The 25892-nt window shown below is 61.1% G+C and carries 24 protein-coding genes; 17 read left to right on the plus strand and 7 right to left on the minus strand.

Going from position 1 to position 25892, the window contains the following annotated elements; genetic code table 11:
• Window positions 1–122 precede the first annotated feature (122 nt).
• Window positions 123–3278 (minus strand): EAL domain-containing protein, encoded by a 3156-nt coding sequence (locus ACIROW_RS00660; protein WP_402270810.1) that lies wholly within the window; start codon window positions 3276–3278, stop codon window positions 123–125.
• A 214-nt stretch (window positions 3279–3492) separates the two neighbouring features.
• On the opposite strand from ACIROW_RS00660, the gene ACIROW_RS00665 reads away from it, so the two are divergent.
• From ACIROW_RS00665 to fghA, 3 genes are read left to right on the plus strand one after another with little or no spacing between them, the layout of a single operon-like run.
• A complete protein-coding gene (locus ACIROW_RS00665) occupies window positions 3493–3747 on the plus strand; it encodes a hypothetical protein (RefSeq protein ID WP_402270813.1) in 255 nt (84 codons plus the stop codon).
• Window positions 3744–4850, plus strand: a complete 1107-nt coding sequence (locus ACIROW_RS00670; protein WP_116433896.1) for an S-(hydroxymethyl)glutathione dehydrogenase/class III alcohol dehydrogenase — start codon at window positions 3744–3746, stop codon at window positions 4848–4850. Before ACIROW_RS00665 ends, ACIROW_RS00670 begins: the two co-directional genes overlap by 4 nt.
• Entirely contained in the window at window positions 4837–5700 is an 864-nt protein-coding gene (fghA, locus tag ACIROW_RS00675; RefSeq protein WP_402270815.1) for an S-formylglutathione hydrolase, read from the plus strand. The genes ACIROW_RS00670 and fghA overlap by 14 nt, the downstream gene beginning before the upstream one ends.
• Before the next feature lie 81 nt (window positions 5701–5781).
• Here the strand turns inward: fghA and ACIROW_RS00680 are convergent, their stop codons facing one another.
• The 3 genes from ACIROW_RS00680 to ACIROW_RS00690 all read right to left on the minus strand — a co-directional run bounded on the left by ACIROW_RS00680 (window position 5782) and on the right by ACIROW_RS00690 (window position 10182).
• Complete coding sequence (locus ACIROW_RS00680; protein ID WP_402270817.1) at window positions 5782–7347, minus strand: DHA2 family efflux MFS transporter permease subunit; 1566 nt, start codon at window positions 7345–7347, stop codon at window positions 5782–5784.
• A gap of 15 nt (window positions 7348–7362) precedes the next feature.
• Window positions 7363–8592, minus strand: coding sequence for an HlyD family efflux transporter periplasmic adaptor subunit (locus ACIROW_RS00685; protein WP_402270819.1), 1230 nt, complete (start codon window positions 8590–8592; stop codon window positions 7363–7365).
• Between the two features lie 87 nt (window positions 8593–8679).
• Complete coding sequence (locus tag ACIROW_RS00690) at window positions 8680–10182, minus strand: efflux transporter outer membrane subunit (protein ID WP_402270821.1); 1503 nt, start codon at window positions 10180–10182, stop codon at window positions 8680–8682.
• 237 nt (window positions 10183–10419) lie between these two features.
• On the opposite strand from ACIROW_RS00690, the gene ACIROW_RS00695 reads away from it, so the two are divergent.
• The 8 genes from ACIROW_RS00695 (at window position 10420) to ACIROW_RS00730 (ending at window position 17472) form a co-directional block, all read left to right on the plus strand.
• Window positions 10420–11037: a TetR/AcrR family transcriptional regulator gene (locus tag ACIROW_RS00695; RefSeq protein ID WP_402270823.1), complete on the plus strand. Its 618-nt coding sequence runs from the start codon at window positions 10420–10422 to the stop codon at window positions 11035–11037.
• 112 nt (window positions 11038–11149) lie between these two features.
• A complete protein-coding gene (locus ACIROW_RS00700) occupies window positions 11150–11794 on the plus strand; it encodes a methylamine utilization protein (RefSeq protein WP_402270825.1) in 645 nt (214 codons plus the stop codon).
• A 37-nt stretch (window positions 11795–11831) separates the two neighbouring features.
• Window positions 11832–14216 (plus strand): putative bifunctional diguanylate cyclase/phosphodiesterase, encoded by a 2385-nt coding sequence (locus ACIROW_RS00705; protein ID WP_402270827.1) that lies wholly within the window; start codon window positions 11832–11834, stop codon window positions 14214–14216.
• A gap of 120 nt (window positions 14217–14336) precedes the next feature.
• The gene (locus ACIROW_RS00710) at window positions 14337–15191 is read left to right on the plus strand and encodes a DUF3034 family protein (RefSeq protein ID WP_402270829.1); all 855 of its coding nucleotides are present in this window, start codon (window positions 14337–14339) and stop codon (window positions 15189–15191) included.
• Window positions 15191–15643 carry a group 1 truncated hemoglobin gene (locus tag ACIROW_RS00715; RefSeq protein ID WP_402270831.1) on the plus strand — a complete coding sequence of 151 codons (453 nt, stop codon included), beginning with the start codon at window positions 15191–15193 and terminating at the stop codon, window positions 15641–15643. Before ACIROW_RS00710 ends, ACIROW_RS00715 begins: the two co-directional genes overlap by 1 nt.
• A gap of 117 nt (window positions 15644–15760) precedes the next feature.
• On the plus strand, window positions 15761–16129 hold the full coding sequence (locus ACIROW_RS00720) for a hypothetical protein (RefSeq protein ID WP_402270833.1): 369 nt from the start codon (window positions 15761–15763) through the stop codon (window positions 16127–16129).
• Window positions 16130–16162: 33 nt separating this feature from the next.
• Window positions 16163–16663: an RNA polymerase sigma factor gene (locus tag ACIROW_RS00725; RefSeq protein WP_402270835.1), complete on the plus strand. Its 501-nt coding sequence runs from the start codon at window positions 16163–16165 to the stop codon at window positions 16661–16663.
• On the plus strand, window positions 16660–17472 hold the full coding sequence (locus ACIROW_RS00730) for an anti-sigma factor family protein (protein WP_402270837.1): 813 nt from the start codon (window positions 16660–16662) through the stop codon (window positions 17470–17472). The genes ACIROW_RS00725 and ACIROW_RS00730 overlap by 4 nt, the downstream gene beginning before the upstream one ends.
• Window positions 17473–17497: 25 nt before the next feature.
• On the opposite strand, the gene ACIROW_RS00735 is transcribed toward ACIROW_RS00730, so the two are convergent.
• Window positions 17498–19570 (minus strand): site-specific recombinase, encoded by a 2073-nt coding sequence (locus tag ACIROW_RS00735; RefSeq protein WP_402270838.1) that lies wholly within the window; start codon window positions 19568–19570, stop codon window positions 17498–17500.
• A 160-nt stretch (window positions 19571–19730) separates the two neighbouring features.
• Between ACIROW_RS00735 and ACIROW_RS00740 the strand changes: the two genes are divergently transcribed.
• From ACIROW_RS00740 to ACIROW_RS00760, 5 genes are all read left to right on the plus strand, one after another.
• Window positions 19731–19913, plus strand: coding sequence for a hypothetical protein (locus ACIROW_RS00740; RefSeq protein WP_116433007.1), 183 nt, complete (start codon window positions 19731–19733; stop codon window positions 19911–19913).
• Between the two features lie 226 nt (window positions 19914–20139).
• A complete protein-coding gene (locus ACIROW_RS00745) occupies window positions 20140–20325 on the plus strand; it encodes a YjfB family protein (RefSeq protein WP_116433006.1) in 186 nt (61 codons plus the stop codon).
• A gap of 196 nt (window positions 20326–20521) precedes the next feature.
• On the plus strand, window positions 20522–20818 hold the full coding sequence (locus tag ACIROW_RS00750) for a helix-turn-helix domain-containing protein (RefSeq protein ID WP_402270841.1): 297 nt from the start codon (window positions 20522–20524) through the stop codon (window positions 20816–20818).
• Window positions 20815–22140, plus strand: a complete 1326-nt coding sequence (locus tag ACIROW_RS00755) for a type II toxin-antitoxin system HipA family toxin (RefSeq protein ID WP_402270844.1) — start codon at window positions 20815–20817, stop codon at window positions 22138–22140. Before ACIROW_RS00750 ends, ACIROW_RS00755 begins: the two co-directional genes overlap by 4 nt.
• A 10-nt stretch (window positions 22141–22150) precedes the next feature.
• Window positions 22151–23053: an RluA family pseudouridine synthase gene (locus ACIROW_RS00760; RefSeq protein WP_402270846.1), complete on the plus strand. Its 903-nt coding sequence runs from the start codon at window positions 22151–22153 to the stop codon at window positions 23051–23053.
• A gap of 1 nt (window position 23054) precedes the next feature.
• On the opposite strand, the gene argC is transcribed toward ACIROW_RS00760, so the two are convergent.
• Window positions 23055–23984, minus strand: a complete 930-nt coding sequence (argC, locus tag ACIROW_RS00765; protein WP_402270848.1) for an N-acetyl-gamma-glutamyl-phosphate reductase — start codon at window positions 23982–23984, stop codon at window positions 23055–23057.
• Window positions 23985–24118: 134 nt separating this feature from the next.
• On the opposite strand from argC, the gene ACIROW_RS00770 reads away from it, so the two are divergent.
• Complete coding sequence (locus ACIROW_RS00770) at window positions 24119–25003, plus strand: LysR family transcriptional regulator (RefSeq protein WP_116433001.1); 885 nt, start codon at window positions 24119–24121, stop codon at window positions 25001–25003.
• Window positions 25004–25009: 6 nt separating this feature from the next.
• Here ACIROW_RS00770 and ACIROW_RS00775 read toward each other — a convergent pair whose 3' ends face one another.
• A complete protein-coding gene (locus tag ACIROW_RS00775) occupies window positions 25010–25714 on the minus strand; it encodes a GntR family transcriptional regulator (RefSeq protein WP_402270850.1) in 705 nt (234 codons plus the stop codon).
• Window positions 25715–25892 lie beyond the last annotated feature (178 nt).

Consider the following 25892-nt stretch of genomic DNA (forward strand, 5'->3'; position numbering starts at 1 on the left):
TGTTGATGCAGGTGCAACAAAGTTCCTATTTGCTTATGCGGGAAACGTGCGTAAGCAACGCAAAAACGTCAATGTACATGCATTGGGAGTTTTCTGCCGCCGAGGATGCGTGCGGCAGAGGTTCAGGCAGGGGCGTACCGCTGCAGCATTTCCACGAATTGCTCATGCGGGATCGGGCGACTGAAGAAGTAGCCCTGGTATTCGTCGGAGCCGAATACTTGCAAGGCTTGCAACTGCACTTCGGTTTCCACGCCTTCGGTGACGACCTTCAGGTTGAGCGCGTGCGCCATCGCGATGATGGCCTGGACGATGGCGCTGCCGTTGGCGTCGTGTGGAATGTCGGTGATGAAGGAGCGGTCGATCTTGACGTTGTCGACCGGGAAACGCTTGAGATAGGCCAGCGACGAGTAGCCGGTGCCGAAGTCGTCGATCGAGATCGTGAAGCCGAGCGCGCGGATGCCGTCCATGATGGCGATGGCCTGTTCCCGGTTGTGCATCACCATGCTTTCGGTGATCTCGAATTCCAGGCTGGCGGAAGACACGCCGCGTGCCTGCACTACGCGCTGGATGTCGGCCAGCAGGTTGTCATCGTTGAACTGGCTGCCGGCCAGATTGATGGCGATACGGCCGAACGGCAGCCCGAGCTGGTTGAGCTTGACGATGTCGGCACAGGCGCTGTCGAGCACCAGCAGGCCGATCTGGTCGATCAGGCCGGCTTCTTCGGCCAGGCCGATGAATTCGCCCGGGGGCAGCAGACCGCGCACCGGATGCTGCCAGCGCACCAGTGCTTCGGCGCCGACGATGCGCGCGCTGGCGAGCTCCACCTTGGGCTGGTAATGCACCACGAATTCGCGGCGTTCAATGGCGCGACGCAGCTCGGTTTCGAGCGCGATGCGCTCGACGGTGTGCGTGTTGACTTCATCTGAATAGAAGCGGTAATCGTCCTTGCCGTTGTGCTTGGCGCGGTACATGGCGATGTCTGCATTCTTGATCAGCGTCTGCGCATTGGGACCGTCGGTCGGATAAGTGGCGATGCCGATGCTGGCGCTGAGCTGGCATTCGTGACCACTGATGTCGAACGGCTTGCGCGCCACCGACAGGAGTTTCTGGGCGATTTCGCCGAGTTGCAACGGATCGTCGTAGTCGTCGACGAGGACGATGAATTCATCACCGCCGACGCGCGCCAGGATATCGAGCTCGCGCAGGCAGTGGCGGAAGCGCAGGGCGATCTCGCTCAGCAGCGCTTCGCCGGTTTCATGGCCGAAGGTGTCGTTGATGTTCTTGAAGCGATCCAGATCCATCAGGAACACGGCGACCTGGCCACCGCGATGTTCCGCATGGGCAATGGCATTGCTGATGTGCTGGGTGCACAGGAAACGATTCGGCAGGCCGGTCAGTTCGTCGTAGTGCGCGAGGTGGCGGATGCGTTCCTCGGCCTTGCGGCTTTCGATGGCGACGCTGGCGAGGTCGGCTGCGACACCGGTCAGGTGCAGGTATTCGCTACTGGGGATGCCGTGCTCCTTGAGCAGGGCGGAGAACACGCCAAGCACCTGGCCTTCCTTGCCGATGATCGGCCAGGAACCGCACGAGGGAAACTCTTCCAGGTGGATGTATTGGCGCGCGTTGCTCATCACCGGATCGCTCTGGATGTCGCCGACCACGTAGGGCATGCGTGTGATCACGGCTTCGCTGCTGGCGCCGTTGCCGTGTGCGATCGGCATGGTCAGGTAGCCATGCCGCGCGCGGTCGGACAGGCGCGCGGAGATGATCGCAGAAAAACGCGTGTTGTCGTCGTTGAGCAGCAAGATGGAGCAGATGCTTTGCGGAATCTGGGAATCGGCGAACAGCGCGATTTCCTTGAGGATGTCTTCCAGGTCGGCGTCCGTCATCACCAGGTGCAGGATACGATTCTGCGTTCCCTGCAGCAGCTCGGCGCGCTTGCGGGCGCTGATGTCGCGCAGGATCGCGAAAATTGCGAAGCCTTTGTCCAGTTCGGTGCGGTTGATGGTGACGTCGGTGTAGATGATCTTGTGACGGCGGATGGTGACCCATTCGAACTGCTGCGGCTCGCCGGCGATGGCTTTTTCGATCAGTTCGGCGATGTCGGGCTGTTGCAATTGCAGCGCGCTCTGACGCGAGAACAAGCCGACCTTCTTGCCGATGATGCGCTGCTTGTCGGCGACGCCGAAGAACTTCACCGCGGCCGCATTGCAGTCAATGTACAGCATGTCCGGGCTGAGCAGGACGATGGGATCATTGCCTTCTTCGTACAGCTTGCGATAGCGATGCTCGCTCTCGGTCAGCACGTCGTCGCGCTTCTGCTTGTAGTTGTAATAGATCAGGAACGCGATCAGCGCCAGCACGATGAAGCCGCTGATGCCGATCGACAGCAGGATGCGATTCAAGGTACGGCTTTTCCATGGCGACAGCACGTCATCCATGCGGCGCGCGTAGACGGCGACCATCCCCGCTCCGGGGATTTTCTTGTAGGTAAACAACAGATACTCGCCGGTCAGCGCCGAGGTTTCCTCGAAAGCGCCTTCAGCCGGGCCGTTGCGGATGTTGACCATGCTCTTGGCGTCGCGCAGGCTCTTGTTCAGCCAGGCTTCCTCGAATGGCGAGCGGATCATCAGCGAGCCGTCGTCCTTGCGTAGCGAAACGATGGCCTGGTAGTTGGTGATGCGTTTGTAGAAGTCGAAGAAATAGGAGACGCGCAGCTCGGCCACGATCATGCCCACATGTTGTCCGCGCATGTACAGGTTGCGGGCGATGGGCAGCACCAGCTCTTGGTTGTAGCGACTCTTGGCGAGCATGCCGACGAAGTAGTGTGGCAGGGCCGGATTGGCGTCGACCTCGCGCAATTGCAGGTCGTTGAGTTCGATCTCGGTGGCGCCGACGCGCATGGAACTGGCGCGGCTGACACCGGTCAGGTCGACGAACCGCAGCGACTGCACCGGCGCCAGCGACTGCTTTTCATCGGAGAGCAGTTGATAGAGACCGACGTCGTCGTCGAGGATGTGCTGGTCGGCGGTCTGGATGGCGACTGCCGTCGACGCCAGCATATGGTCGATGTCGGCCAGGATCCGTTCCGCGTGCTCTTCGACGCTGCGCACGGCCACCATAGAGCTGCCTTTTTCGGAAGCGATCGTCAGTTGCCGGTCCTGCTCGACTTCCCACCATGTCTGAGCGCTGATGACGGCGATGACGAACACTACAAAAAAAAGCAAAGTCCGTAACGTACTGGTTGACCTTCCTAGCGACTTTATCCCTTTTCCCATTTGCCCAGTATTGAGTGATGTTGCTGTAATCAAAACAAAACCGGTGTCCCCCGGTAATTGTTCTTGTCCGCAAGGAGTATTGCTTGGCAAGATCGATCCTTATTTTGTTTCTTCTGTGAATCGTCTCTTTATGGATTAACCATACCGCAAGCGCAATGCTTTGTCATCCGTCGACAGATGCAGACAGATCGTTTACGGTCAAAGTTCTGCTTCCTTGAGCGAAGGACAATTATTTCCTTGCAAACCAATTCCTTCAGGCAATGCGATAATACGGCCCTTCGGCGGAACGCATCGCGGTTGCCTGTTTTTTGCGCATTTTTTTGAGCCGGAATGCGACCCGTTCGCAATGGTCGCAATGATCGCAACGAGCGTGATGAACGCCATGATTGATGATCGTTCACAAGCTGCCGATGAATTCTACAAGTGCGCCGACATTTTCCATCAACAGATCAAAGGGACATATTCATGAAGACCAAAGCAGCAGTCGCCTGGCAGGCAGGCAAGCCATTGACCATTGAGGAAGTCGAACTGGGCGGTCCCAAGGCCGGTGAAGTACTGGTCGAGATCAAGGCCACCGGCATTTGCCATACTGATTACTACACGCTCTCGGGCGCCGACCCGGAAGGCATTTTTCCGGCCATCCTCGGCCACGAAGGCGCGGGCGTGGTGGTCGACGTCGGTCCCGGCGTCAAGAGTCTGAAAAAGGATGACCACGTCATTCCGCTGTACACGCCGGAATGCCGCGAGTGCAAATTCTGCCTCTCGCAAAAAACCAATCTGTGCCAGGCGATCCGCTCGACCCAGGGCCGCGGCCTGATGCCGGATGCGACCAGCCGCTTCTCGCTGGACGGCAAGCCGCTGTTCCACTATATGGGCACGTCGACGTTTTCCAACTACATCGTGGTGCCGGAAATCGCCCTGGCCAAGATTCGTGAAGATGCGCCGTTCGACAAGGTTTGCTACATCGGCTGTGGCGTCACCACCGGGGTCGGCGCCGTGCTGTTCACGGCCAAGGTGGAGGCAGGCGCCAACGTGGTCGTATTCGGTCTCGGCGGCATCGGCCTGAACGTGATCCAGGCAGCCAAGATGGTGGGCGCCAACAAGATCATCGGCGTCGACCTGAACCCTGGCCGTGAAGCCATGGCGCGCAAATTCGGCATGACCGATTTCATCAATCCCAAGGATGTCTCCAACGTGGTCGACGCCATCATCGGCCTGACTGACGGCGGCGCCGATTACAGTTTCGAGTGCATCGGCAACACCACCACCATGCGCCAGTCACTGGAATGCTGTCACAAGGGCTGGGGTCAGTCGATCATCATCGGCGTGGCTGCAGCCGGCCAGGAAATCAGCACTCGTCCGTTCCAGCTGGTCACCGGCCGGGTCTGGAAGGGATCTGCCTTCGGCGGCGCACGCGGCCGCACCGACGTGCCGAAGATCGTCGACTGGTATATGGAAGGCAAGCTCAACATCGACGACCTGATCACGCACAAGCTGCCACTGGAACGCATCAACGAAGGCTTCGACCTGATGAAGAGCGGTGAATCGATCCGCTCCGTTGTCGAGTTCTGACGTGACGCCGGAACTGTTGAGCGAGCACGCCTGCTTCGGCGGCGTGCAGGGCTTCTACAAACACGACTCGCAAAAGATCGGCCTGCCGATGCGTTTCTCGGTGTTCACGCCGCCGCAGGCGAAGCAGGGACCGGTGCCGGTGCTGTTTTACCTGGCCGGCCTGACTTGTACCGAAGAGACTTTCATGATCAAGGGCGGCGCCCAGCGCATCGCCGCCGAACTTGGCATCATGCTGGTGGCGCCGGACACCAGTCCGCGCGGGGCGAATGTCCGGGGTGAAAGCGACTCCTGGGACTTCGGCGTCGGCGCCGGCTTTTATCTTGACGCCACGCAGGCGCCGTGGAGCACGCACTATCGCATGGAGTCGTACGTGGTGCAGGAGCTGCGCGCACTGATCGTGAAAGAGTTTGCCGCAGACGCTGCCCGCCTTGGCGTCTTCGGCCACTCAATGGGTGGTCATGGCGCGCTGACGCTGGCGCTGCGCCATCCCGAGGTCTATCGCTCAGTGTCGGCGTTCGCACCGATCGCGGCGCCGTCCCAATGTCCTTGGGGTGAGAAGGCGTTCGGCAATTATCTCGGTGGCGACCGCGCGACCTGGCTGGAACATGACGCCAGCGCGTTGATGCGCAAGGCCGCGACGCCGTTCCCGCAAGGCATCCTGGTCGACCAGGGACTGGCCGACAAATTCCTGGCGGAGCAATTGTTGCCGCAGGAATTCGAAGCCGCCTGCGACCAGGCGAAGCAGCCACTGGAATTGCGCCGGCATGCCGGCTACGACCACGGCTATTACTTCATCTCGACCTTCATGGAAGATCACTTGCGATTCCACCATCGGATCTTGTCGGCCTGAACGCTTTCAGCGATCATGAAAAAAGCGCTCGTCCCGAGAGGGAGCGAGCGCTTTTTCTTTGCACGAAAAGATAATCGCGTATCAGTGCGCCGCAGCCGCCGCTTCTGCTCCTGCGTTGCCCTTGGCCGGCTTGATGATCCAGATCACCGGAATGATCACGAGGAAAATCACGCCCGACAGCCAGAAGATGTCGTTGATGCCGATCATCGCCGCCTGCGCGTTCAGGTTGCGCTCGATCAGGCCGGTGGCCTGCTCGGTGCTCATGCCGAAACTGCCGGTCAGATTGCTGAACATTTGTTGCAAGGCCGTGCTGTAGGGCGTTGCATGTTCCGTCAATTGTGCATGATGGACGATGGTGCGATTGTTCCATGCCGTGGTTGCCACGGAAGTGCCGATCGCGCCGCAGAACACGCGTACGAAGCTCGACAGGCCGGCGGCGGCGGGGATGCGTTCCGGCGGCAGGCCGGACAGCAGCAGCACCGTCAGCGGCACGAAGAACATCGCGGTCGGGATGCCTTGCAACAGCGTCGGCAAGATGACCGTCCACTGGTCGACTTCGAGGTTGTAGCGCGAGCGCATGAAGAACACGCAGGCAAAGCCGACGAAGGATGCCGTGGCCACCTTGCGCGCATCCATGCGCGGCAGGAACTTGCCGATCAGCGGCATCAGGATCACCGCGAAAATCCCGATCGGCGCGGTCGACAGGCCGGAGTCGATGGAGCGATAGCCGAGATATTGCTGCAGCCATTGCGGCAGCAGCACCAGGTTGCCGAAGAACACGCCGTAACCGATCGAGATCGCCACCGTGCCGCCGAAGAAGTTGCGCCTGCCGAACAGGCGCAAGTCCACCACCGGATGGTCGTTGTTCAACTCCCAGATCACGAAGTAGGCGAAAGCCACCGCTGCAATGATGCCCAGCGTGACGATGGTCGGCGAGGCAAACCAGTCCAGGTCCTTGCCCTTGTCGAGCATGATCTGGAACGCCGCTACCCAGGTAATCAGCAACAGCAGGCCGATGGTGTCGATCGGCAGTTTGTGCGTGGGACTTTCACGATCCTTGTAGATCGCCATTGTCATGCCGGCGGCCAGCAAGCCGACCGGGATGTTGATGTAGAAGATCCACGGCCATTTATAAGCATCGGTAATCCAGCCGCCCAGCGCCGGTCCCGCCACCGGCGCGACCACGGCGGTCATGCCCCATAGCGCCAGCGCGAATGATGCTTTGGATTTGGGGTAGGCCCCCAGCAGCAACGACTGCGACAAAGGCACCATCGGGCCCGCTACCAGGCCTTGCAGGACGCGCGCGCCCAGCAGGATCGGCAGCGTCGGCGCCAGGCCGCACAGCCACGACGCCAGTACGAACAGCAGCACCGACGACACGAACAGACGCACCGCGCCGATGCGCTGCGTCAGCCAGCCGGTCAGCGGGATCGAGATCGCATTGGCCGCCGCAAAGGAGGTAATGACCCAGGTGCCTTCATCGATGGAGACGCCGAGGTTGCCCGAGATGGTCGGGATTGCCACGTTCGCAATCGACGAATCGAGCACGTTCATGAACACCGCCAGCGACACGCACAAGGTGCCCAGCACCAGCTTGCCGCCGGTCAGCGGCGGCGGAGGTGTATAGGTTTGAGGACTGCTCGCCATGGAGGATGCGTCCGATCAGGTGTGAGGAATGACGATGGCGGCCTTCTTCTTCGACGCCGCCTGGGTGGGCAAGCCACTGGCGTTGTCGCTGATGATGCGGTCGACGATCTCATCGGCTTGCTTGCCGAGGTCGCTGTAGACGTTGGTCTGGAAGTTGGTGGGGACGGCCTCCAGCGTCTTGCCGTCGCCGTGGATGTCCACGGTGGCGGTGGTGGACAGGCCGACGCGCAGCGGATGTGCCTGGACTTCCTGCGGGTCAAGCGCGATGCGCACCGGCACGCGCTGGACTACCTTGATCCAGTTGCCGGTGGCATTTTGCGCAGGCAGCAGCGAGAAGGCGCCGCCGGTGCCGGCCGAGAAGCCGACCACGGTGCCCTTGTACTTGACGCTGGAGCCGTAGACGTCGGCAATCACTTCAACCGGTTGGCCGATACGGATGTGCTTCAACTGGCCTTCCTTGAAGTTGGCGTCGATCCAGATCTGTTCCAGCGGCACGATGGCCATCAGCGGGTTGCCTGGAGCAATGCGCTGGCCCAGTTGCACCGAACGCTTGGACACGAAGCCGGAGACTGGCGCCACGATGTTCACGCGGGCGTAGTTTAGGTAGGCATTGCGCACTTGTGTGGCCGCCTGCAGCACGTTCGGATGTTCGGTGACGCTGGTGTGGTCGGTCAGGGCGCGATTGGCGGCCAGACCGGCACGGGCTTGTTCCAGCGAGGCGGCGGCGTTCTTGACGGCGTCCTGCGCATGGGCCAGATCTTCTTGCGAGACGGCGCCCGAAGCGATGCCGGCCTGACGGCGCTGCAGGTCGTCGCGGGTGCGGGCGAGATTTGTTTCAGCGGCAGTGACGTTGGCCGCCAGCGTGTCGTTGTTCAGGAAAGTCTGACGCGTCTGGCGCACGGCCTGGGCCAATGCGGCTTCGGCTTGCGCCAGCGCCAGCTTGGTGTCGGCGGCGTCCAGCGAGACCAGTTGCTGGCCTGCCTTGACGACTTGCGTGTCGTCGGCCTTGATCGCCGTGACGGTGCCGCCGACCTGGGCCGAAATCTGCACGACGTTGCCGCCGACGTAAGCGTCGTCGGTTTCTTCGAAGAAGCGGGCGTGCAAGAACCAGTACAGGAACAGGCCGATGGCGACGATGATCAGGACGAACGTCAACACCAGCAATTGGCGCTTGCGTTTGCCATTGCCGTTACCGTTACCGTTACCGTTGGCGGCGTTGCCGTTTTGTGGAAGGGCTTCACTCATGAATTACTCCGTGCATTTCTTTGTTTTTTCTGGGAGGCGCAGCCGCTCATGGGCGGTCGCGTCACGCTTGTATCTATCTGATAAAAATTATTGGGCTTTGGTCGCCGCCGGGCTTGCGGGGGCTGCAGTTGTGGCAATAGCCAGTCCCGCCTGCTGCGCATCGAAGCCGCCGCCGAGCGCCTTGAACAGACCGATCTGCTGGTTGCGCTTGCTGGCTTCCAGGTTGATCAGCGCCTGTTGCTGGGCGAGCAGAGCGGTCTCGGCGTTGAGCACCACCAGTTGCGAAGTCAGGCCGATGCGATAGCGTTCGCGCGCCAGATCGTAGGCGCGCTGGGTTGACGCCAGCGCTTCGCGGCGGATCGGCAACTGGCGATCGATCGAACGGATGCCGGTGATCTGCTTGGCGACGTCGCCGTAGGCTTCGTTGAGCGTCTGGTTATAGGACGCCACCGCCATGTCATACGACGCATACGATCCCTTCAGATTGGCGCGCAGGGCGCCGCCTTCGAAGATCGGCAGGCTGATCGCCGGACCGAACGCAATGCTCTTGCTGGAGGCCGTGAACGGATTCGTATTGAGCAGGGAGTCGAAGCCGATCATGGCCGACAGGTTGATGTCGGGATAGAAGCGCGCCTTGGCGACGTCGATGTCCTTGGTGGCGGCTTCCACCTGCCAGCGCGCCGCGACGATGTCGGGACGGCGGCCCAGCAGATTCAGCGGCAATTGCGCCGGCAGTTCCGGCGTGGTCAGCGTGGCCATGCGTGGCGCGGCGATTTGCAGCCCGCGGTCCGGGCCTTTGCCGATCAGCACGCCGAGCTGCTGGCGCGTCAGCGTGATCTGGCCTTCGCTTTGCGCCAGCTGGGCGCGTGCTTCCGCGCTGCTGCCTTGCGACTGGCTGCGTTCGATTTGTGTATCCAGACCGGTCTTGACGCGGTCGACGGTAATCCTTTGCAGCGACTCGCGCTGGTTGACCGTGCGCTGCGCAATATCGTGCAGTGCATATTCAGTCGCCAGCTGGTTGTAGGTCGAGGCGATCGAGCTGGCCAACACCAGGCGGGTTTCCTGGGCAGCAGCTTCTGCGGCCTTCTGTTGCGATACGGCTTGCGCCAGCGCGGCGTGATTCTTGCCCCAGACGTCCAGCTCGTAGCCCAGGTTCAGGAAGGCTTTTTTCTCGTTGTACCAGCTGCCGCCGTAAGGTGGCGGGTAAATGGTGGTTTCCGGGAACAGGTTGCGCGTGAACGAAGCGTCAGCGGTGACGGTCGGCAGCAGTGGCGCGCCTTTGCTCTCAGCCAGTGCGCTGGCCGAGGCAATGCGCGCCTGCGCCTGTTGCAGGTTGGGGCTGTTTTCCATGGCTTCGGCGATCAGCGCGCTCAGTTGCGCATCCCCGAACTGGCCGACCCAGTTGGCCGCAGGCCATTGGCCCTGGCCGGCCAGGCTGCGCTCGGCGGCGTAATCGCCGGGTTGCGCCATGTGTTTATCGCTGTCGATGCCGCTGAAGCTGGCACAGCCGGACAGGCCGAACATGCCGATGGTGAGCGCGCAAAGGGCGATCACCCGCAAACGCAGTGCGGGCGATGAGGCGGATTTCATGACATTCTCCAAAGTGGATTCTTATTGCTGTATCTGGATGTGAATCGAAAAGACGATCTGAAACTGCTATTTGAAATTTGAAACTGAATTTTTCGACGAGGTTGCTGCCACCGTTTGAATTTCCTGGCCGGTGGCGACTTGCTGAGGCCGTTTGCACGCTAGCGAGTAAAAACTCATCTTTTTGTATTATACTCGTATATACGAACATTAGCTCATGTTAGAAAACTGGATTGAAAAATGAAACTGCAACCTCGCAAAGAACCTCGCCAAGCACGCTCGAAAGCCATGGTCGACACCATCCTCGACGCCATGGCAAGGGTGCTGGTGGAACGCGGTTACGCCAAGACCAACACCAATCTCGTGGCGGAAGCCGCAGGCATCAGCGTCGGTTCGCTGTATCAGTATTTTCCCAACAAGGATGCGCTGATTTTTGCGCTGCGCGAGCGCCATGTCGCGCGCATGCTGCATCTGTTCGAGGAAGTGGTGGCAAAGATGGATGCGTCGGGCAGCCTCGAACGCGATTTTGAAGCGCTGATCGAAGCGCTGGTGGCGGCCCACCTGGTTGAGCCGGAACTCAATCGCATTCTGGAAGAAGAATTTCCTTCGTTTCACCTGCCGGTGTCGAACCATGTCCGCCAGCGCTTCTTTGAAGCCATCCGCGGCGTCCTGACCAAGCATCGCAAGAGCATCAGCGCGCCGGACGTGGATGTGGCGGCGTTTGTGGTCCAGCGCATGCTCAAGGCGCTGGTCAATGCCGTGGTGCTGATCGCGCCGCCGGGACTGAATGCCGCCAGTGTGCGCTCCGAAATTGTTCCGGCAGTTGTCGGTTATTTAACAGCGCAAAGGTCGAATTAATTGCATAATGGGTCTCGCTCGCCAAAAACGTCGCTAATAATAATTCCGAGGTGAGCAGGCTGGCAGGTTGTGCTGCCGATTTTTCGATCCGTTTTTCAAATTCGTAACGATCATGCGTCTATCGTTTGTTCACCGGCATGCCCGTCGCATGCTGGAAGGGAGTCTTGCGTTGCTGGCGGCCGGTGCGGCCTTGAGCGCTGCAGCCGCGAGCGTCACGGTACAGGTTCTCGATGTCAACGGCGCACCCGTGCCCAATGCCGTGGTCTATGCAGAGCCGACCAGCGGCCAGGCGGTGCCGAAATCGCTCAAGCCGGCCGAAGTCGAGCAAAAAGACGTCAAATTCTTTCCTCTGGTAAGCGTGGTGCAAGTCGGTACGCCCATCCTCTTCCCCAATCACGACAAGGTGCGGCATCACGTGTATTCGTTTTCGCCGGCCAAGACCTTCGAGTTGAAGCTGTATTCCGGCGTCCCGACCAGCCCGATCCTGTTCGACAAGGTCGGCACCGTGGTGCTGGGCTGTAATATCCATGACCAGATGGTCGCGTACGTGCAAGTGGTCAATACGCCGTTCTTCGGCAAGACCGACATGGCCGGCCGCGTGAAGCTGGACGGTCTGGTCAACGGCAAGTACGCGCTGAAGGCCTGGTATTTCAAAATGGCGCCCAATGAGGCAGCCATGGAACAGCCGATCACTTACCAGGGCGCTGACTTGCAGGCCTCGGTCAAGCTGAACGTCAAGGCCGTTCCGGTGGAATAAGCGTAACCGCAAGCTAAGAGAAACGGGGAGCTCACAAGTGCGTTGGCATCGGCTGGAAAACCGCATCGTTGCACTGTTCATCATCCTGATCCTGCTGGTCCAGCTGGCGGGTTTCATTGCCATTCGCAAGGCGATTGATGAAAACGCGCGCGCCTCGATCCGCGACGAGCTGATCATCGGCGAGCGTGTGTTCCTGCGCCTGCTGGAACAGAACGCCGACAAGCTGACCCAGGGCGCACGGCTGCTGGCGTCCGACTTCGGGTTCCGCCAGGCGATCGGCACCGACGATCGCGAAACCATCACCTCCGTACTCGAAAACCACGGCGCGCGCATCGGCTCGACACTATCGATGCTGATCGGCACCGACCAGCGTGTCAAAGCTTCCACCCAAGCTTATCCCAGCACCGACCTGCAGCGCAGCGCGCTGGAGCTGGTCAGCAAAGCCGCCGCCACCAACGGCGCCTCCGACACTGTGATCGTCGACGACAACCTGTTCCAGATCGTCGCGGTGCCGGTACGGGCCCCGGTCATCATCGGCTGGGTCGTGATGGGCTTCCCGGTCGATAAAAAACTGATTTCCGACATGCGCGCCTTGTCGTCGCTGCAAGTCAGCGTGCTGGTCAGCACGCGCGCAGGCCAATGGCAGCAGGATGTGTCGACGCTGGCCAAGCCGGAATCGGCGATGCTGATGTCGCAATTGCCGCAGTCGCCGGCCAGCAACAGTTTCATTCCCCAACTGAGCATCGCAGACAACGACTACAGCGCGCGCATGCTGGTGCTGGCCAAAGGCCAGGGCAGCCAGAGCGCGGTGGCGGTGCTGCAGCGTTCGATCAGCGAAGCGGTGGCGCCGTATCGCCGCCTGCAACTGATCCTGCTGTCCATCAGCATCATCGGCGTGATCATGGCGATCTTTGCCAGCGCCTTTGTGGCGCGCCGCATCACCAGTCCGTTGCGCGCATTGGCCGACGTCGCCAAACGGCTCGGCACCGGCGACTACCGAGCCCGCATCGACATCAAGGGCGGCGACGAAATCGGCAAGCTGGCCGACGCATTTGAAAGCATGCGTTCCGGCATCGCCAACCGCGAACTGGAAATTCGCCGGCTGGCGTATTGGGATCCGCTGACCGATCTGCCCAATCGCGTGCAGTTCGCCACGCTGCTCAACACCGCCATCGAGCGCGCCAAAACCACCGGCGGCCAATGCCACATCCTGATGATGGATCTGGACCGCTTCCAGCACGTCAACGACGTGCTCGGCCACAGCTTCGGCGACAGCCTGCTGCGCCAGGTGGGACGCCGTCTGGAACAGCAGCTGGAACGTGAAAACGACAAGGTTGCCCGTCTCGGCGGCGACGAGTACGCGATCCTGCTGCCGGCCACCGATCAGGTTGAAGCGGTGCGCCAGGCCAAGCGCATCCTGAGTTCGCTGGAAGTGCCGCTGTCGATTGACGAGCAGACCGTGGACCTGGGCGCCGGCATCGGCATCGCCGGCTATCCGGAAAACGGTGAAAACAGCGACACCCTGCTGAGCAACGCCGAAGTGGCGATGTATGTCGCCAAGCGGCGCGGCAGCGGTTTCACCGTCTACGAACCATCCATCGACAAGAGCAGCCAGGAAAGCCTGAGCCTCTTGAGCGAACTGCGCCGCGCGCTCGACCGCGACGAATTCCTGCTGTACGCCCAGCCCAAGGTCGATCTGGCTTCGGGGCGCGTGGTCGGCGCCGAGGCGCTGGTGCGCTGGATGCATCCGGAAAAGGGTTTCATCGGTCCGGACAATTTCATCCCGTTTGCCGAGACCACCGGCTTCATCCGCATGCTGACGTCGTGGATGCTTGGCAAAACGGCAATCCTCTGCAGCGAACTGCAAAGTCGCGGGATTTCGCTCAAGTTTTCGGTCAATCTGTCGACACGTGATCTGTTGGATCAGGATTTGCCGGAGCACTTTGCCGATATCCTGGAACGCAATAACCTGGCGCCGTCGTCGATGTGCCTGGAGATCACCGAGAGCGCCATCATGGACGATCCGGTGCGCGCGCAGCTGACGCTGGAGCGGCTGCACGCCATGGGCGTGGAACTGGCGATTGACGATTTCGGCACCGGCTATTCTTCGCTGGCTTACCTCAAGCGGCTGCCGGTGGACGAACTGAAGATCGACAAATCCTTCGTGATGAACATGGAGCACGACGCCGACGACGCCAAGATCGTCAAGTCGACCATCGACCTGGGCCACAACATGGGCCTGCGCGTGGTGGCGGAAGGGCTGGAGACGCTGGCGGTCTGGAACCTGTTGCGGCAAATGGGTTGCGACCAGGCGCAAGGTTATTTCATGAGCAAGCCGATGCCCGGCGACCGCTTCATCGAGTGGCTGGAGCAATGGACGCCGCCGGAAGTGCCGAGCCAGTCGGAGAACATGGCAATTTGAATTGCTGCACCTGGAGTCGATACAGATTCGGAGCAGCAGAGTTGGGGAAGGGGGAAATACATGACCAATAAAACAGGAAGGGCGCTGCGACGGGCATCCCTGATCGCATCAGGCGCATGCATGGCATTGATGTCGGCCGCAGCATCGGCGCAAAGCGCAATGACGCCCGACATGGGCAAGCTGATGGCTACGGCCGGCGTGGTCCAGGTCGAAGGCGCGGGCGGCGGCGGCCTGGTGCCGTGGGCCACCATCACCGGCTACGGCAGTCGCGACAGCTACGGCGCCAATGTGCATTACACCTATGTCGGCACCCAGGATTACAAGCTGGCCTCGTACGGCGTGGCCGTCGGCATCGCCGACCGGGTCGAGCTGTCGGTGGCCAAGCAGCGCTTCACCGGCAGCCTGGCGCCGCTCAACAATTTGCGCATCGATCAGGACATCTACGGCGTGAAAGTCAAGCTGGCCGGCGACATCGTCTATGACCAGGATACCTGGATGCCGCAGATCGCCGCCGGCGTGATGGTCAAGCGCAACAACGGCATCGGCGGCCTGGGCGCGGTCACCAACGTCAAGGACCTGGGAGCCAAGAGTGATTCTGGCATCGATTACTACCTCGCCGCGACGAAACTGTTCCTCGACCAGAGCCTGCTGCTCAACGCTACGGTGCGCGCCACCAAGGCCAACCAGATGGGCATCCTCGGTTTCGGCGGCGACAAGGGCGACCGCTACCAGGCCATGCTGGAAAGCTCGGTGGCCTATCTGCTCAATCGCCAATGGGTGGTCGGTGCGGAATATCGCATGAAGCCGCGCAACCTCGGCGCCGACAACGAGAAGGATTATTACGACGCCTTCGTCGCCTGGTTCCCGAGCAAAAACCTGTCGCTGACGCTGGCCTATGTTTCGCTCGGCGACATCACCATCTATAACCTCAAGCGCCAGGATGGCGTCTATCTTTCCGTGCAGGCGGGCTTCTGATGAAATATCCGACGACAACATCGGGCCGGCTGGCCGCGATCTCGCTTGTGCTGATTGCGCTGGCGACCGCCTTGCCGGTCCATGCCCAAAAAACCGATGACAGCCTGTACCGCGACTTGGGCGGGCTGGAAGTGCTGACCAAAGTGGTTGACGACACGCTGGCGCTGGCGCTGGCTGACGTCCGCATCAAGGACACCTTCAAGGAAACCGACATGAAGCGGCTGGCCAAGCTGATCACCGAACAGTTCTGCGAACTGAGCGGCGGTCCGTGCAAGTACAGCGGCGACCCGATGAAGGAAGTGCACCAGGGCTTGGCGCTCAACAACATGCAGTTCAACGCGCTGGTGGAGGATCTGCAGGCGGCGATGGACAAGTCGAACATCCCGTCGCGCACGCAGAACAAGCTGCTGGCCTTGCTGGCGCCGATGCAGAGGACTGTTGTTACAAAGTAAAGTATTGAGGCGGACAGAATATATTTTCGTTGTAGCGGAATAAAACCGCGCTGCACACGTCTACCTTGTCATGGGTAAGGCAAAACCGCGCAACCCTGCAATGAAAGGAATACCGCCATGAAACTGCTCCCACTGTCCCTGCTGACATTGACCTTGCTGTCCTCCGCCGCACCTGCCGCCTTTGCTGAAGAGATGGCCGTCAAGAAAGCCGACGACGTCCTCGTCACCACCAAGGGCATGACCGTCTACACGTTTGACAACGATCCGGTCGGCAAGAGCGTCTGCAACGGTCCTTGCGCTACCGCCTGGCCGCCTGTGGCGCCGGTCGGCACGCCAAGCGCACCGTTCTCGGTGATCAAGCGCGACGACGGCAGCGCGCAACTGGCCCTCAACGGCAAGCCGCTGTACCTGTTCGCCTCCGACAAGAATCCGGGCGATCGTACCGGCGACAACTTCAAGAACATCTGGCACGTCGTCAAGAACTGATCCATCTCCATCTTCAACTCCCAGCCTGAGTCCATGTCCGACGAAAGTCACCTGCTGGCTTGCCTGCCGCGCCTGCGCCGTTATGCGCGGGCGCTGGTAGGTGATCGCGCCGGCGCCGACGACCTGGTGCAGGACACCATGGAGCGCGCCTGGCAAAAGCTGGCGAGCTGGCGCCGCAGCGGCGACATGCGACCCTGGCTGTTCAGCATCATGCACAACCTGCACGTCGACCAGCGCCGCAAGCCCGTGATTCCCACGGTCACGCTGGATGACGAAGATGCGCTGGCAACGCCGGCGTATGCGCCGGACCGCCTGGTCGGCTACGACCTCGAATCGGCCCTGCGCCAGCTGGCGGCCGAGCAACGCGAGATTTTATTGCTGGTCGTGCTCGAAGAGATGACCTATGAAGAAGTGGCCGCGACGCTGGGCATCCCGCTCGGCACCGTCATGTCGCGCTTGTCGCGGGCGCGCGAACGCTTGCGCATGCTGGTCGAGGGACGGCCCCAGCATTCGACGTTGAAGGTGGTCAAATGAATCCGAACCCGTTGCCGGTTACTGAAGCCGATTTGCAGGGCTATGTCGACGGCTTGCTGCCGCAGGAGCGGCTGGCCGACGTTGCCGCCTGGCTTGAACACCATCCGGAAGAAGCGGAGCGCCTGCGCACTTACCGCCACCAGAACCAGGCCTTGCATCTGCTGTTCGATCCGGTGCTGGACGAGCCGCTGCCGGTGCGCTTGTCGGCGCGTCCCAGCAGCAATTGGGAATTGCTGCGGCGTTACGCCGCAGTGTTCATCGTCGCGATCTTTGCCGGCGCTGGCGGCTGGTACCTGCACGGTGCGGCGCAGTCGTCGCCGGTGGGCTGGATTGCCGCAGTCGCGGGTAACGCGACGCGTGTGGATGCGCCGCTGATGATGGCGCGTCGCGCCGCCGTGGCGCACGCCGTCTACACGCCCGATCCACGTCGTCCGGTGGAAGTGGGCGCCGACCAGGAAGAAGCGCTGGTGCGCTGGCTGTCCAAACGTATCGGCGCCGATGTCCGCGCGCCCAAACTTGCTCCCCTGGGTTACGAACTGATCGGCGGACGTTTGCTGCCGGGTCAGAGCGCACCGGTGGCGCAGTTCATGTACCACGACGGGGCGGGGCGGCGACTGACTTTGTACGTTTCGACCGACCAGGTGCAGAACAAGGACACCGGCTTCCGCTTTGCACAGGAAGGTACGGTCAACGTGTTCTACTGGATCGACGGCAAATTCGGCTACGCCTTATCGGGCAGCATCGACCGGACGGAGCTGGCGCGCATCGCCAACAGCGTGTACGAACAGCTGGACAAGCCGGCCCGATAGAACTTGGGCTGGTCCTAAGCTGAACCTAGGCTGATTCAGGTCCATCCTGCGCTACCGGCGCAGCACGGGGCGGAATGAAGAAATCCACAGGCTTCCTCAGGAAGCGCGCGCACAGCGACTTCAGCAGCGGCCAGCCGTGGCGGAATTTCACCTGGCGTGAACGCAGCGCCACGAACAGCGCCAGTGAAAAGCTCACCCACAGGTTGATCGTACCGATCGCCAGTACGCCGAACGTCGAGACCGCGATCACGCTCCAGCCGACGGTATGGTCGAGCCCGACCAGCGCAATGGCGAAATTGGCCGCCGCAAATGTGATGTGGCGGATGTCGATCGGTAGCCCGAGCAGGAAACCGACGGTGCCGATGGTGCCCAGCAGGATGCCGAAGTAAAAATTCCCCATCAGGCCGCCCAGGCTGGTTTCCAGATAATCCCCCAATCGCGCCGTGCGCGCCTTGCCCAGCATGCGGCTGAGCCAGCGTGCGCGGGCCACGCGCTGCGACATGCGCGTATAGAGCGCCTTGTTGTCGTAATAGCCGGAGATCAAGCCCGCCAGGAACAGGCACACGCCCGCAATCGCAGCATGGAACAGCGCCAGGCTGGAGAACGGATCGATGTCGTGCAGCAGGTGCTGCGCCTTGTCCGGCGAGACGAAGTGATGGCCTGCCAGCATGAAGTAGCCGCTCGCCAGCAGGTACGCCACCGGGAAGGCGATCGTCAGGTTGCCCAGCACCGCGACGAACTGCGTGCGGATCACCTTGACGATCAGGTCGGTCAGGCTGTCGAGATCGAGGTTGCGGCCGTCGCTGCTGTGCAGTCCGGCGGCGATGCGCGAGGCGGTCATGGCCGGCTGCTTGGTCGCCACGGTGAAATGCAGCACGTGGATCAGCATGAAGCCGAGCGAATAATTCATGCTGAACAGGAAGGCTTCCACCAGCGGCGCCGCCCGCAGATAGGAGAACAGGATCTTGATCATCGACATGAAGCCGATGATGAAGCCCGCGCCCGCCGCCGATTTGTACATGGAGGCATATTCGCGCCGGTCTTCGGCGATGTAGTGCTCGCCGGTGCGGCTGGCGTTTTCGGTGATGTTGCGCGCCAGCAGGTTGATGTTCGCGGCGAACAGGTCGCGCACGGTGTACTTGCGGTTGTGCGCCTCGATCAGTTCCAGTCCCAGTTCGAGGCCGATGGCGCGCTTTTGCGTTGCCAGCGCCGCGGCATTTTCAGGCTTGCCGACGTCGACCAGCGACAGCAGCTTGCGCAGGCGGTCCAGATGCTGGTCCAGACGCACCAGCCGGTAAGTGACGGCGATGCTGGTGCCCAGGCGCAGCGTGCTCTTGCGGATGCGGCTGACGACTTCCTGGCATTGATCCAGCATCACCAGCACGTGGCTGGCGTCTTCCAGCGGCGTCGGGTCGCCATTGAGGTGATGCATGTAGCCATCGAGATAGCGGTGTAGTTCGACGTTCTGCATCAGGAACGGTGATTCGAAGGCCTTGACGTCGCTGTAGATGCGGATCAGCTCCGGCTCGATGCCGATCGCGCTGATGCGGTAGGACAGCACCTGGATGGCCAGCAGGATCTCGGTCAGGGTCTTTTGCTCGTCGAACTTGTCAAGATTGTCGAGATTGTCGATTTTGGGCGGCAGTTCATCATCGGCGTTCTGCAATACCTCGAACAGCGCAGCCCAATCGTCGACCGGCACTGCGCGCATCCACAGATAGTCGGTGTTGAAGGGAAACAGCTGTTCCAGGCAGTCGGACAGGTAGCGCTCATCCAGCGCCGGCGGCAGCACGCGGTAGGCGAGGCGGCGGTGCAGTTCGGAGAAGAAGCCGTCGTTCGACAGGATGCCGATATCGGTATACAGGCTGGTCTGGCGACGCACCGACAGCAGATGCAGCAGGTGATGGCGCAGCGCCGCGGCGTGGTGCGGATGCTGCTGCAGCAAGTGCGTCAGGGTGCGCACGTTGGTGATGGCGAGTTCCGGGGCTTCGCGCTTTTGCGGGCGCAAGGCCTTGACCAGTGCGATGGCATGGTCGAGTTCGCTGCCGGCGGGGGTGGTGGCAAGAGCGGCGCTGATTTTTTCTAATAGGTGGAGCATGGGTGCAATGAAGAAGGGGGCGGAGGCCAGTGTAAGCGGTTCAGGGGCGCAATCTTAACCTGTGTAAAACAAAGATAAGGACATGTGATTTTCGTAAAGAGATGTCAGATTGTGTCGCTAACGGGGAGTTGCATAAGCCTGGTTAGTAAAAGGAGTCATCATGGAGATCGCATCTCTGGCAACTGGTGTCGCAACCGCCTGGCTGGCGAAAAAAGCTGTGGAAGGGATAGGTTTGGACCTGACCAAGGTCGCCAATCACGTCGTCGACGATGTGATCGGCCTGGTCAGTCCGGCCCTGCCAGCCAACCCGAATATCGGCCGTCTCATCAATACCAAGGCCTGAGGGGGAGGAAACCGGATTATGCGGGTTTCCATTCAATCGCATCCGTCACGGGTGCGATTTTTTTTGGCCGCAAGCTACTGCGGACGTCATGGTGAATTGCTAAGTCTTTGTTTTATTGGCAATAAATGGGGTAAAAAACTTCGTTTATTTTTGTAAAACGTCTTGATTGTCGTAAAGAAATACGAAAAGATGACGTTATAGGGTGACATCATCAAAGGAGTGAATCATGGACGTTGGTAACATTCCCGCCGTCGCTTCGGCACTTGCCGCGAAAGAGACAAGTGATTCCGTCAATATTGCGATGCTGAAAAAGGCGCTCGATGTCCAGGCTACTACTGCCGTGGGCCTCTTGAATGCCTTGCCTCTGCCTGCCAATCCAAATATCGGTCGCAACGTTAACACTGTTGCCTGATTTTCGATTGTCGGTCTTGTGCTTTGAAATCGCCCTCCGGGGCGATTTTTTATTGCCGGAGCAGTTTTTTGTAATTGATCAATAAATTGCATAATTAATTAGTCATTTTATATATATGACTAATTTAATATGCAAATCCTTGCTTTTTCAAAAATGCATAATAAAATGGACATCAAGCCAATCAGCACAATTTATTATGCAATCACTTCTCGCCCTCGGTAGTCAGATCCGCAGCGCTCGCAAGGCCCGGCAACTCAGTTCGACCAGTCTGGCCGAGCGCAGCGGCATCCACCGCAACACCTTGCAGGCGCTGGAAACCGGCAAGGGCAATATCGAACTCAGCAAACTGCTGTCGATCTGCACCGAACTCGGGCTGGAGTTGTTGCTGGTGCCGCGGGAAGTCTCGGCACAGCGCGCCGCTGAACAGGACGGTGAGGGCGAGCGCACGGAGTTGTCCGAGCGCCTGCACGCCTTGATGAGGAACGGATCATGAGTATGTTGCGGTCCCTGCGCATCCGGCTCGGCGTCACCGAGGTCGGTTCGCTGTTTGCGCTCGACGACGGGCGCGTGTATTTCCGCTTCGACGATGCCTACGCCATCGACCCGAACCGACCGGTACTGTCGCAGCTGTATCGCGGCTCGACTGAAGAGCGCACCGTCGCCCAATTGCTCAATCCTGCGCTGGAAGCCAATCGCGGCGACGGCAAGGGCGGCTTGCCGGCATTTTTCCAAAACCTGCTGCCGGAAGGCCAGTTGCGCAAGCACCTGATCGAGCGCGCCGGCCTGGCGCCGGACGACGAATTCGGCCTGCTGGCATATTGCGGCAAGGATTTGCCCGGCGACGTCTCAGCGCTGTCGGAAACGCTCGATGATCGCCATCTCGGCCGCCTGATCGGCCAGGGGCGCGACAGCTACGAAATGAGTGCCGGCCAGTTGCCCACGCCCGACGGCGAATCGATCTCCGGCGTGCAGCCCAAGATCGGTCTGGTGCGCGCAGCGGGCGGGCGTTATGTGATGCGTTCCAAGGACGCGCGCGGGGCGCATTTCATCGGCAAGCTGCCGGCCTCGGATTATCCGCAGATGCCGGAAGTGGAGTTCTCCTCGCTGGCGCTGGCGCGCGCTGCCGGTGTCCAGGTGTGCGAGCATGAACTGGTGCCGCTGACGGCGATTGCCGATCGGCTGCCGTTTGGCTTGCGCAGCGATGCCGAAAATTTCCTGCTGATCCATCGTTTCGACCGCGACGCCGGCACTGCCACCGGGCGGCTGCATATGGAAGACTTCGCTCAGATCACCGGTACCCCGGCGGCGGCCAAATATGCCGGCACTTATGCGGCGCTCGGCGTGGTGTTGCAAGAGCGCAGCATCAAGGGCGAGGAAGATTTGTTCGAATTGCTGCGCCGGATCAAGGTGAATGAACTGCTCGGCAACTTCGACGCCCATCTCAAGAACTTCAGCTTGTTGTATCGCATGCCGCAGGCGGCTGAGCTGTCGCCGGCCTATGACATCGTGGCGTATTCGGCTTACCTCGCCGGTCAAGGTCATGCATTGGCGTTTGCACCGGGCGAGAAGGCGCGCCAGTTGCTGACGCCCGCAGTGCTGCGCGAGCTGGCCAATATCTGGCACATTCCCGAACCCAAGCTGCAAATGGTGCTGGTCGACACCGTCGAGCGTGCGATGCAAAGTTGGCCGGCGTTGTTGCAAAGCTTGCCGCTCAATGATACCCAGCGCAGCCGCATCAAGGCGCATCTGGACAACAACCCAAGCGTGATCGCCTGGCAGCGCCGCGCCGCGCGCAAGATCAGCGGTAAAGCATGAAGGACCTCCGATGAAACCGACCGCGCCTTTGCCGCTCAAGGACGGCGTCGCCCCCAGCTATCTGTGGCTGCAGGATGCGGCCGGCTCGTGGAGCAACATGCTGGATTTTCTGGTGGCGCGCTTTCCCGGCGTGACGGAAGAGGCGTGGCGGCTACGGATGGCGCGCGGCGAAGTGGTCAATCAGGATGGCGTCGCGCTGGCGCCGGACTCGCCTTACCGGCGCGGCGACTGCATCTTTTACTACCGCGACCTGGAAGGCAGCGAAGCGCCGATTCCCTTCACCGAACAGATCCTGCATCAGGACGCGCATCTGCTGGTAGTCGACAAACCGCATTTCGTGCCGGTGATTCCGACCGGCCGCTTCCTGCATGAAAGCCTGCTGGTGCGCTTGAAGAAGAAAACCGGCCTGGCCGACCTGACGCCGATCCACCGGCTCGATCGCGAGACCGCCGGCGTGATCATCTTTTCGCACAATCCCGCCAGCCGCGGCGCGTACCAGGCGATGTTCCAGCAACGCACGATGGACAAGACCTACGAAGCGCTGGCCGGGATGCTGGAAGGGCGCAGCTTTCCCTTCGTGCATCGCAGCCGGATGGTCGACGCCGACAAATTCTTCCTGATGCGCGAAGAAGAGGGCGAGCCCAACTCGGAGACGCACGTCGATCTCATCGAGCGGCGCGGCGTGCTGGGTTTGTACCGCCTCAATCCGGTCACCGGGCGCAAGCATCAACTGCGCGTGCACATGGCGGCGCTCGGTGTCCCCATTGTCAACGACAACTTCTATCCGCACGTCGTGCCGGCCGGCATGGCCGACGACTATGACGCGCCGCTGAAACTGCTGGCGCGCTCGATCGCCTTCACAGATCCGCTCAGCGGCGACGTGCGTTACTTCGAAAGCCTCAGAACGCTGTAGTTCAGGCGTGCCCGAGCATCAGATCGAGATTCTGCACCGCCGCACCCGAGGCGCCCTTGCCAAGATTGTCGAACACGGCCGACAACAGCACGTGTCCGTGCTCCTCATTGATGAACACACCCAGATCCATGTTGTTGGTGCCGTTGAGCGCTTGCGGGTTCAGGTGCGTCAGCGTTTTGGTTTCTTCCAATGGGATCACGCGGACGTGTGCGGCGCCGGCATAGTGGCGCTCGAGCGCGGCATGCAATTGCTTGCCCTCGACGCCGGACGCCAGCAGGCGCAACTCAAGCGGGATGGTCAGCACGATGCCCTGGCGGAACGCACCATAGGCCGGTACGAAGAGCGGACGATGATCGAGGCCGGTGTAGCGCTGCATTTCAGGCGGATGCTTGTGCGCCAGCGCCGTGCCGTACAGCTGGAAGGCGGGCGCCTGTGCGCCTTGCGGACCTTCGTATTGCTCCACCGAGGGACGGCCGCCGCCCGAATAACCCGACACGGCATGCACGCTGACCGGATAGTCGCGCGGCACCAGGCCGGCTTCAATCAGCGGGCGCAAGAGGCTGATCGCGCCGGTCGGATAGCAGCCCGGATTGGTCACGCGCGAGGCCGTTGCGATGCGCTGCGCCTGGCCGGCGTCCATTTCCGGAAAGCCGTAGACCCAGCCCGCCGTGGTGCGATGCGCGGAACTGGCGTCGATCACGCGTACGGCCGGATTCTCGATGGCCGCAACCGCCTCGCGCGCGGCGGCATCCGGCAGGCACAGGATGGCGATGTCGCAGGCGTTGATGGCTTCGGCGCGACGGGCTGCGTCTTTGCGCTCGGCTGCCGGCAGCGTCGCCAGTTGCAGGTCGCTGCGATGACGCAGGCGATCGTGGATCAGCAGACCGGTGGTGCCCTGGTCGCCGTCGATGAAAACAAGAGGTTTGGCCATGATCGCGTTCCTTAAATGAACAATTGGGATGGATGAGGCACTCATCTTCGGCGTCTTGTTAAAATAAGAAAAGTTGAATTTAATAACGACAACATTCAGTTTTACTGATTTAGACCTTTAACCCGAGGTTCGCCATGAGAGAAATCAACCTGGATCGCCTGCGCACGCTGGTGGCCATCGCCGACCATGGCTCTTTCGCCGAGGCCGCGCGCGTGCTGCATCTGGCGCCGCCGACCATCAGCCTGCACATCGCCGACCTGGAAGAGCGCATCGGCGCCGCCTTGCTGTCGCGCAAGCGCGGCCAGATCCGGCCGACCACCATCGGCGAAACCCTGATCGAACGGGCGCGCCGCCTGCTGGCCGATGCCGAGCAAGCGTTGGAAGACGTGCAGCGGCAGGTGCAGGGACTGGCCGGACGCGTGCGGCTGGGCGCCTCCACCGGCGCGATTGCGCATCTTCTGCCGCAGGCGCTGGAGGTGCTGGGGCAGGATCACCCCGGCATTGATGTGCAGGTGGAGGTGCTGACCTCGCAGGACACGCTGAGCCGGCTCAGCGAAGGCACGCTCGACGTCGGCCTGGTGGCTTTGCCGCAAACGCCGGTGGCGCGGCTGGTGGTGCAGCCATGGCGGCGCGATCCGGTGATGGCCTTCCTGCCGTCCGGCTGGCGCAGCCCGGCCCAGGTCACCCCAGAATGGCTGGCGGCGCAGCCGCTGATCCTCAACGACGCCGGCACGCGGCTGTCGCACCTGACGCAGGAATGGTTTGCGGGCGGCGGGCAACGGCCGGCGCCGCGCATCCAGCTCAATTACAACGATGCCATCAAGAGCCTGGTGGCGGCAGGTTACGGCGCGACGCTGTTGCCGCACGAGCAGGGCGCGCCGCTACCCGATCCGCGCGTGCAGATGCTGCCGCTGCGACCGGCCTTGTGGAGACAATTGGGGATTGCGCATCGCGCGGAGAATATCGAACGCCCGACCCAGCACGTACTGGACGTGCTGTGGCGTTTCAGTCTTGATTAATGCTGATCAGGCCAGGGCGTCGCTGAGCGACTGCTTCTCGCCGTTGGGTGCAATCTTGAGCTGATGCAGCGATGCCACCAGGTCGGCAAAACGCTGGCCCTGGATCATCACATGCTGGCGCAGCAGCTCCACGGTGCGTTCGCTGTCGCCGGCGATGATGGCGTTGACCACGCCTTCATGCTCGTCGTAAGACCGTTTCAGGCGGTCGCGCACGCGCAGCTGCAGACGGCGGTAAGGGCGCAGGCGGCGTTGCAGCACGCGCGCCTGTTCTTCCAGGAAGGCGTTATGACTGCCGGCGTAGATCTGGCCGTGGAAGTCTTCGTTCTTGTAGAAATAGGTATCCGGATCGACCGCGTCGCGCGCGTCCTTGCAGGCCTGGTGCGCCGCCATCAGTGAAGTATGCTCGGCGGCCGACATGCGGCGTGCCGCCAGACGTCCGCACATGGCTTCCAGCTCGGCCATTACTTCAAACATCTCGATCAACTGCTGCGGTCCGATCTCGGCCACGATGGCGCCGCGCCGCGGCCGCATCACGATGATGCCCATCGACGCCAACTGGATCAACGCTTCGCGGATCGGCGTACGCGAGACGCCGAACTGCTCGGCCAGAACCGTCTCGTCCAGATGCTGGCCGGGTGCGAGCTTGCCGACGGCGATCAATTCTTCGATCGATTCGCGCAAGGTCTCAGAACGTTTCTTAGGGGTATCCATGGATTGATATCAAGTATGCAATGAAACCATTCTAAATCATCTTTGATGCTTGACAATGTATTTGTTTTGTAAGAACGTGTATACAAGAAATCCGCTTAAAAAAGCAAAGCGACAACAAATTCAACGGCGCCGGAAACACGGAAGAGACATTCCGGCGCCTCCAAGTTGATAAGAAGTT

This window comes from Herbaspirillum sp. NPDC101397 (assembly GCF_044767325.1).
In the GTDB taxonomy this organism is placed as follows: domain Bacteria; phylum Pseudomonadota; class Gammaproteobacteria; order Burkholderiales; family Burkholderiaceae_D; genus Herbaspirillum.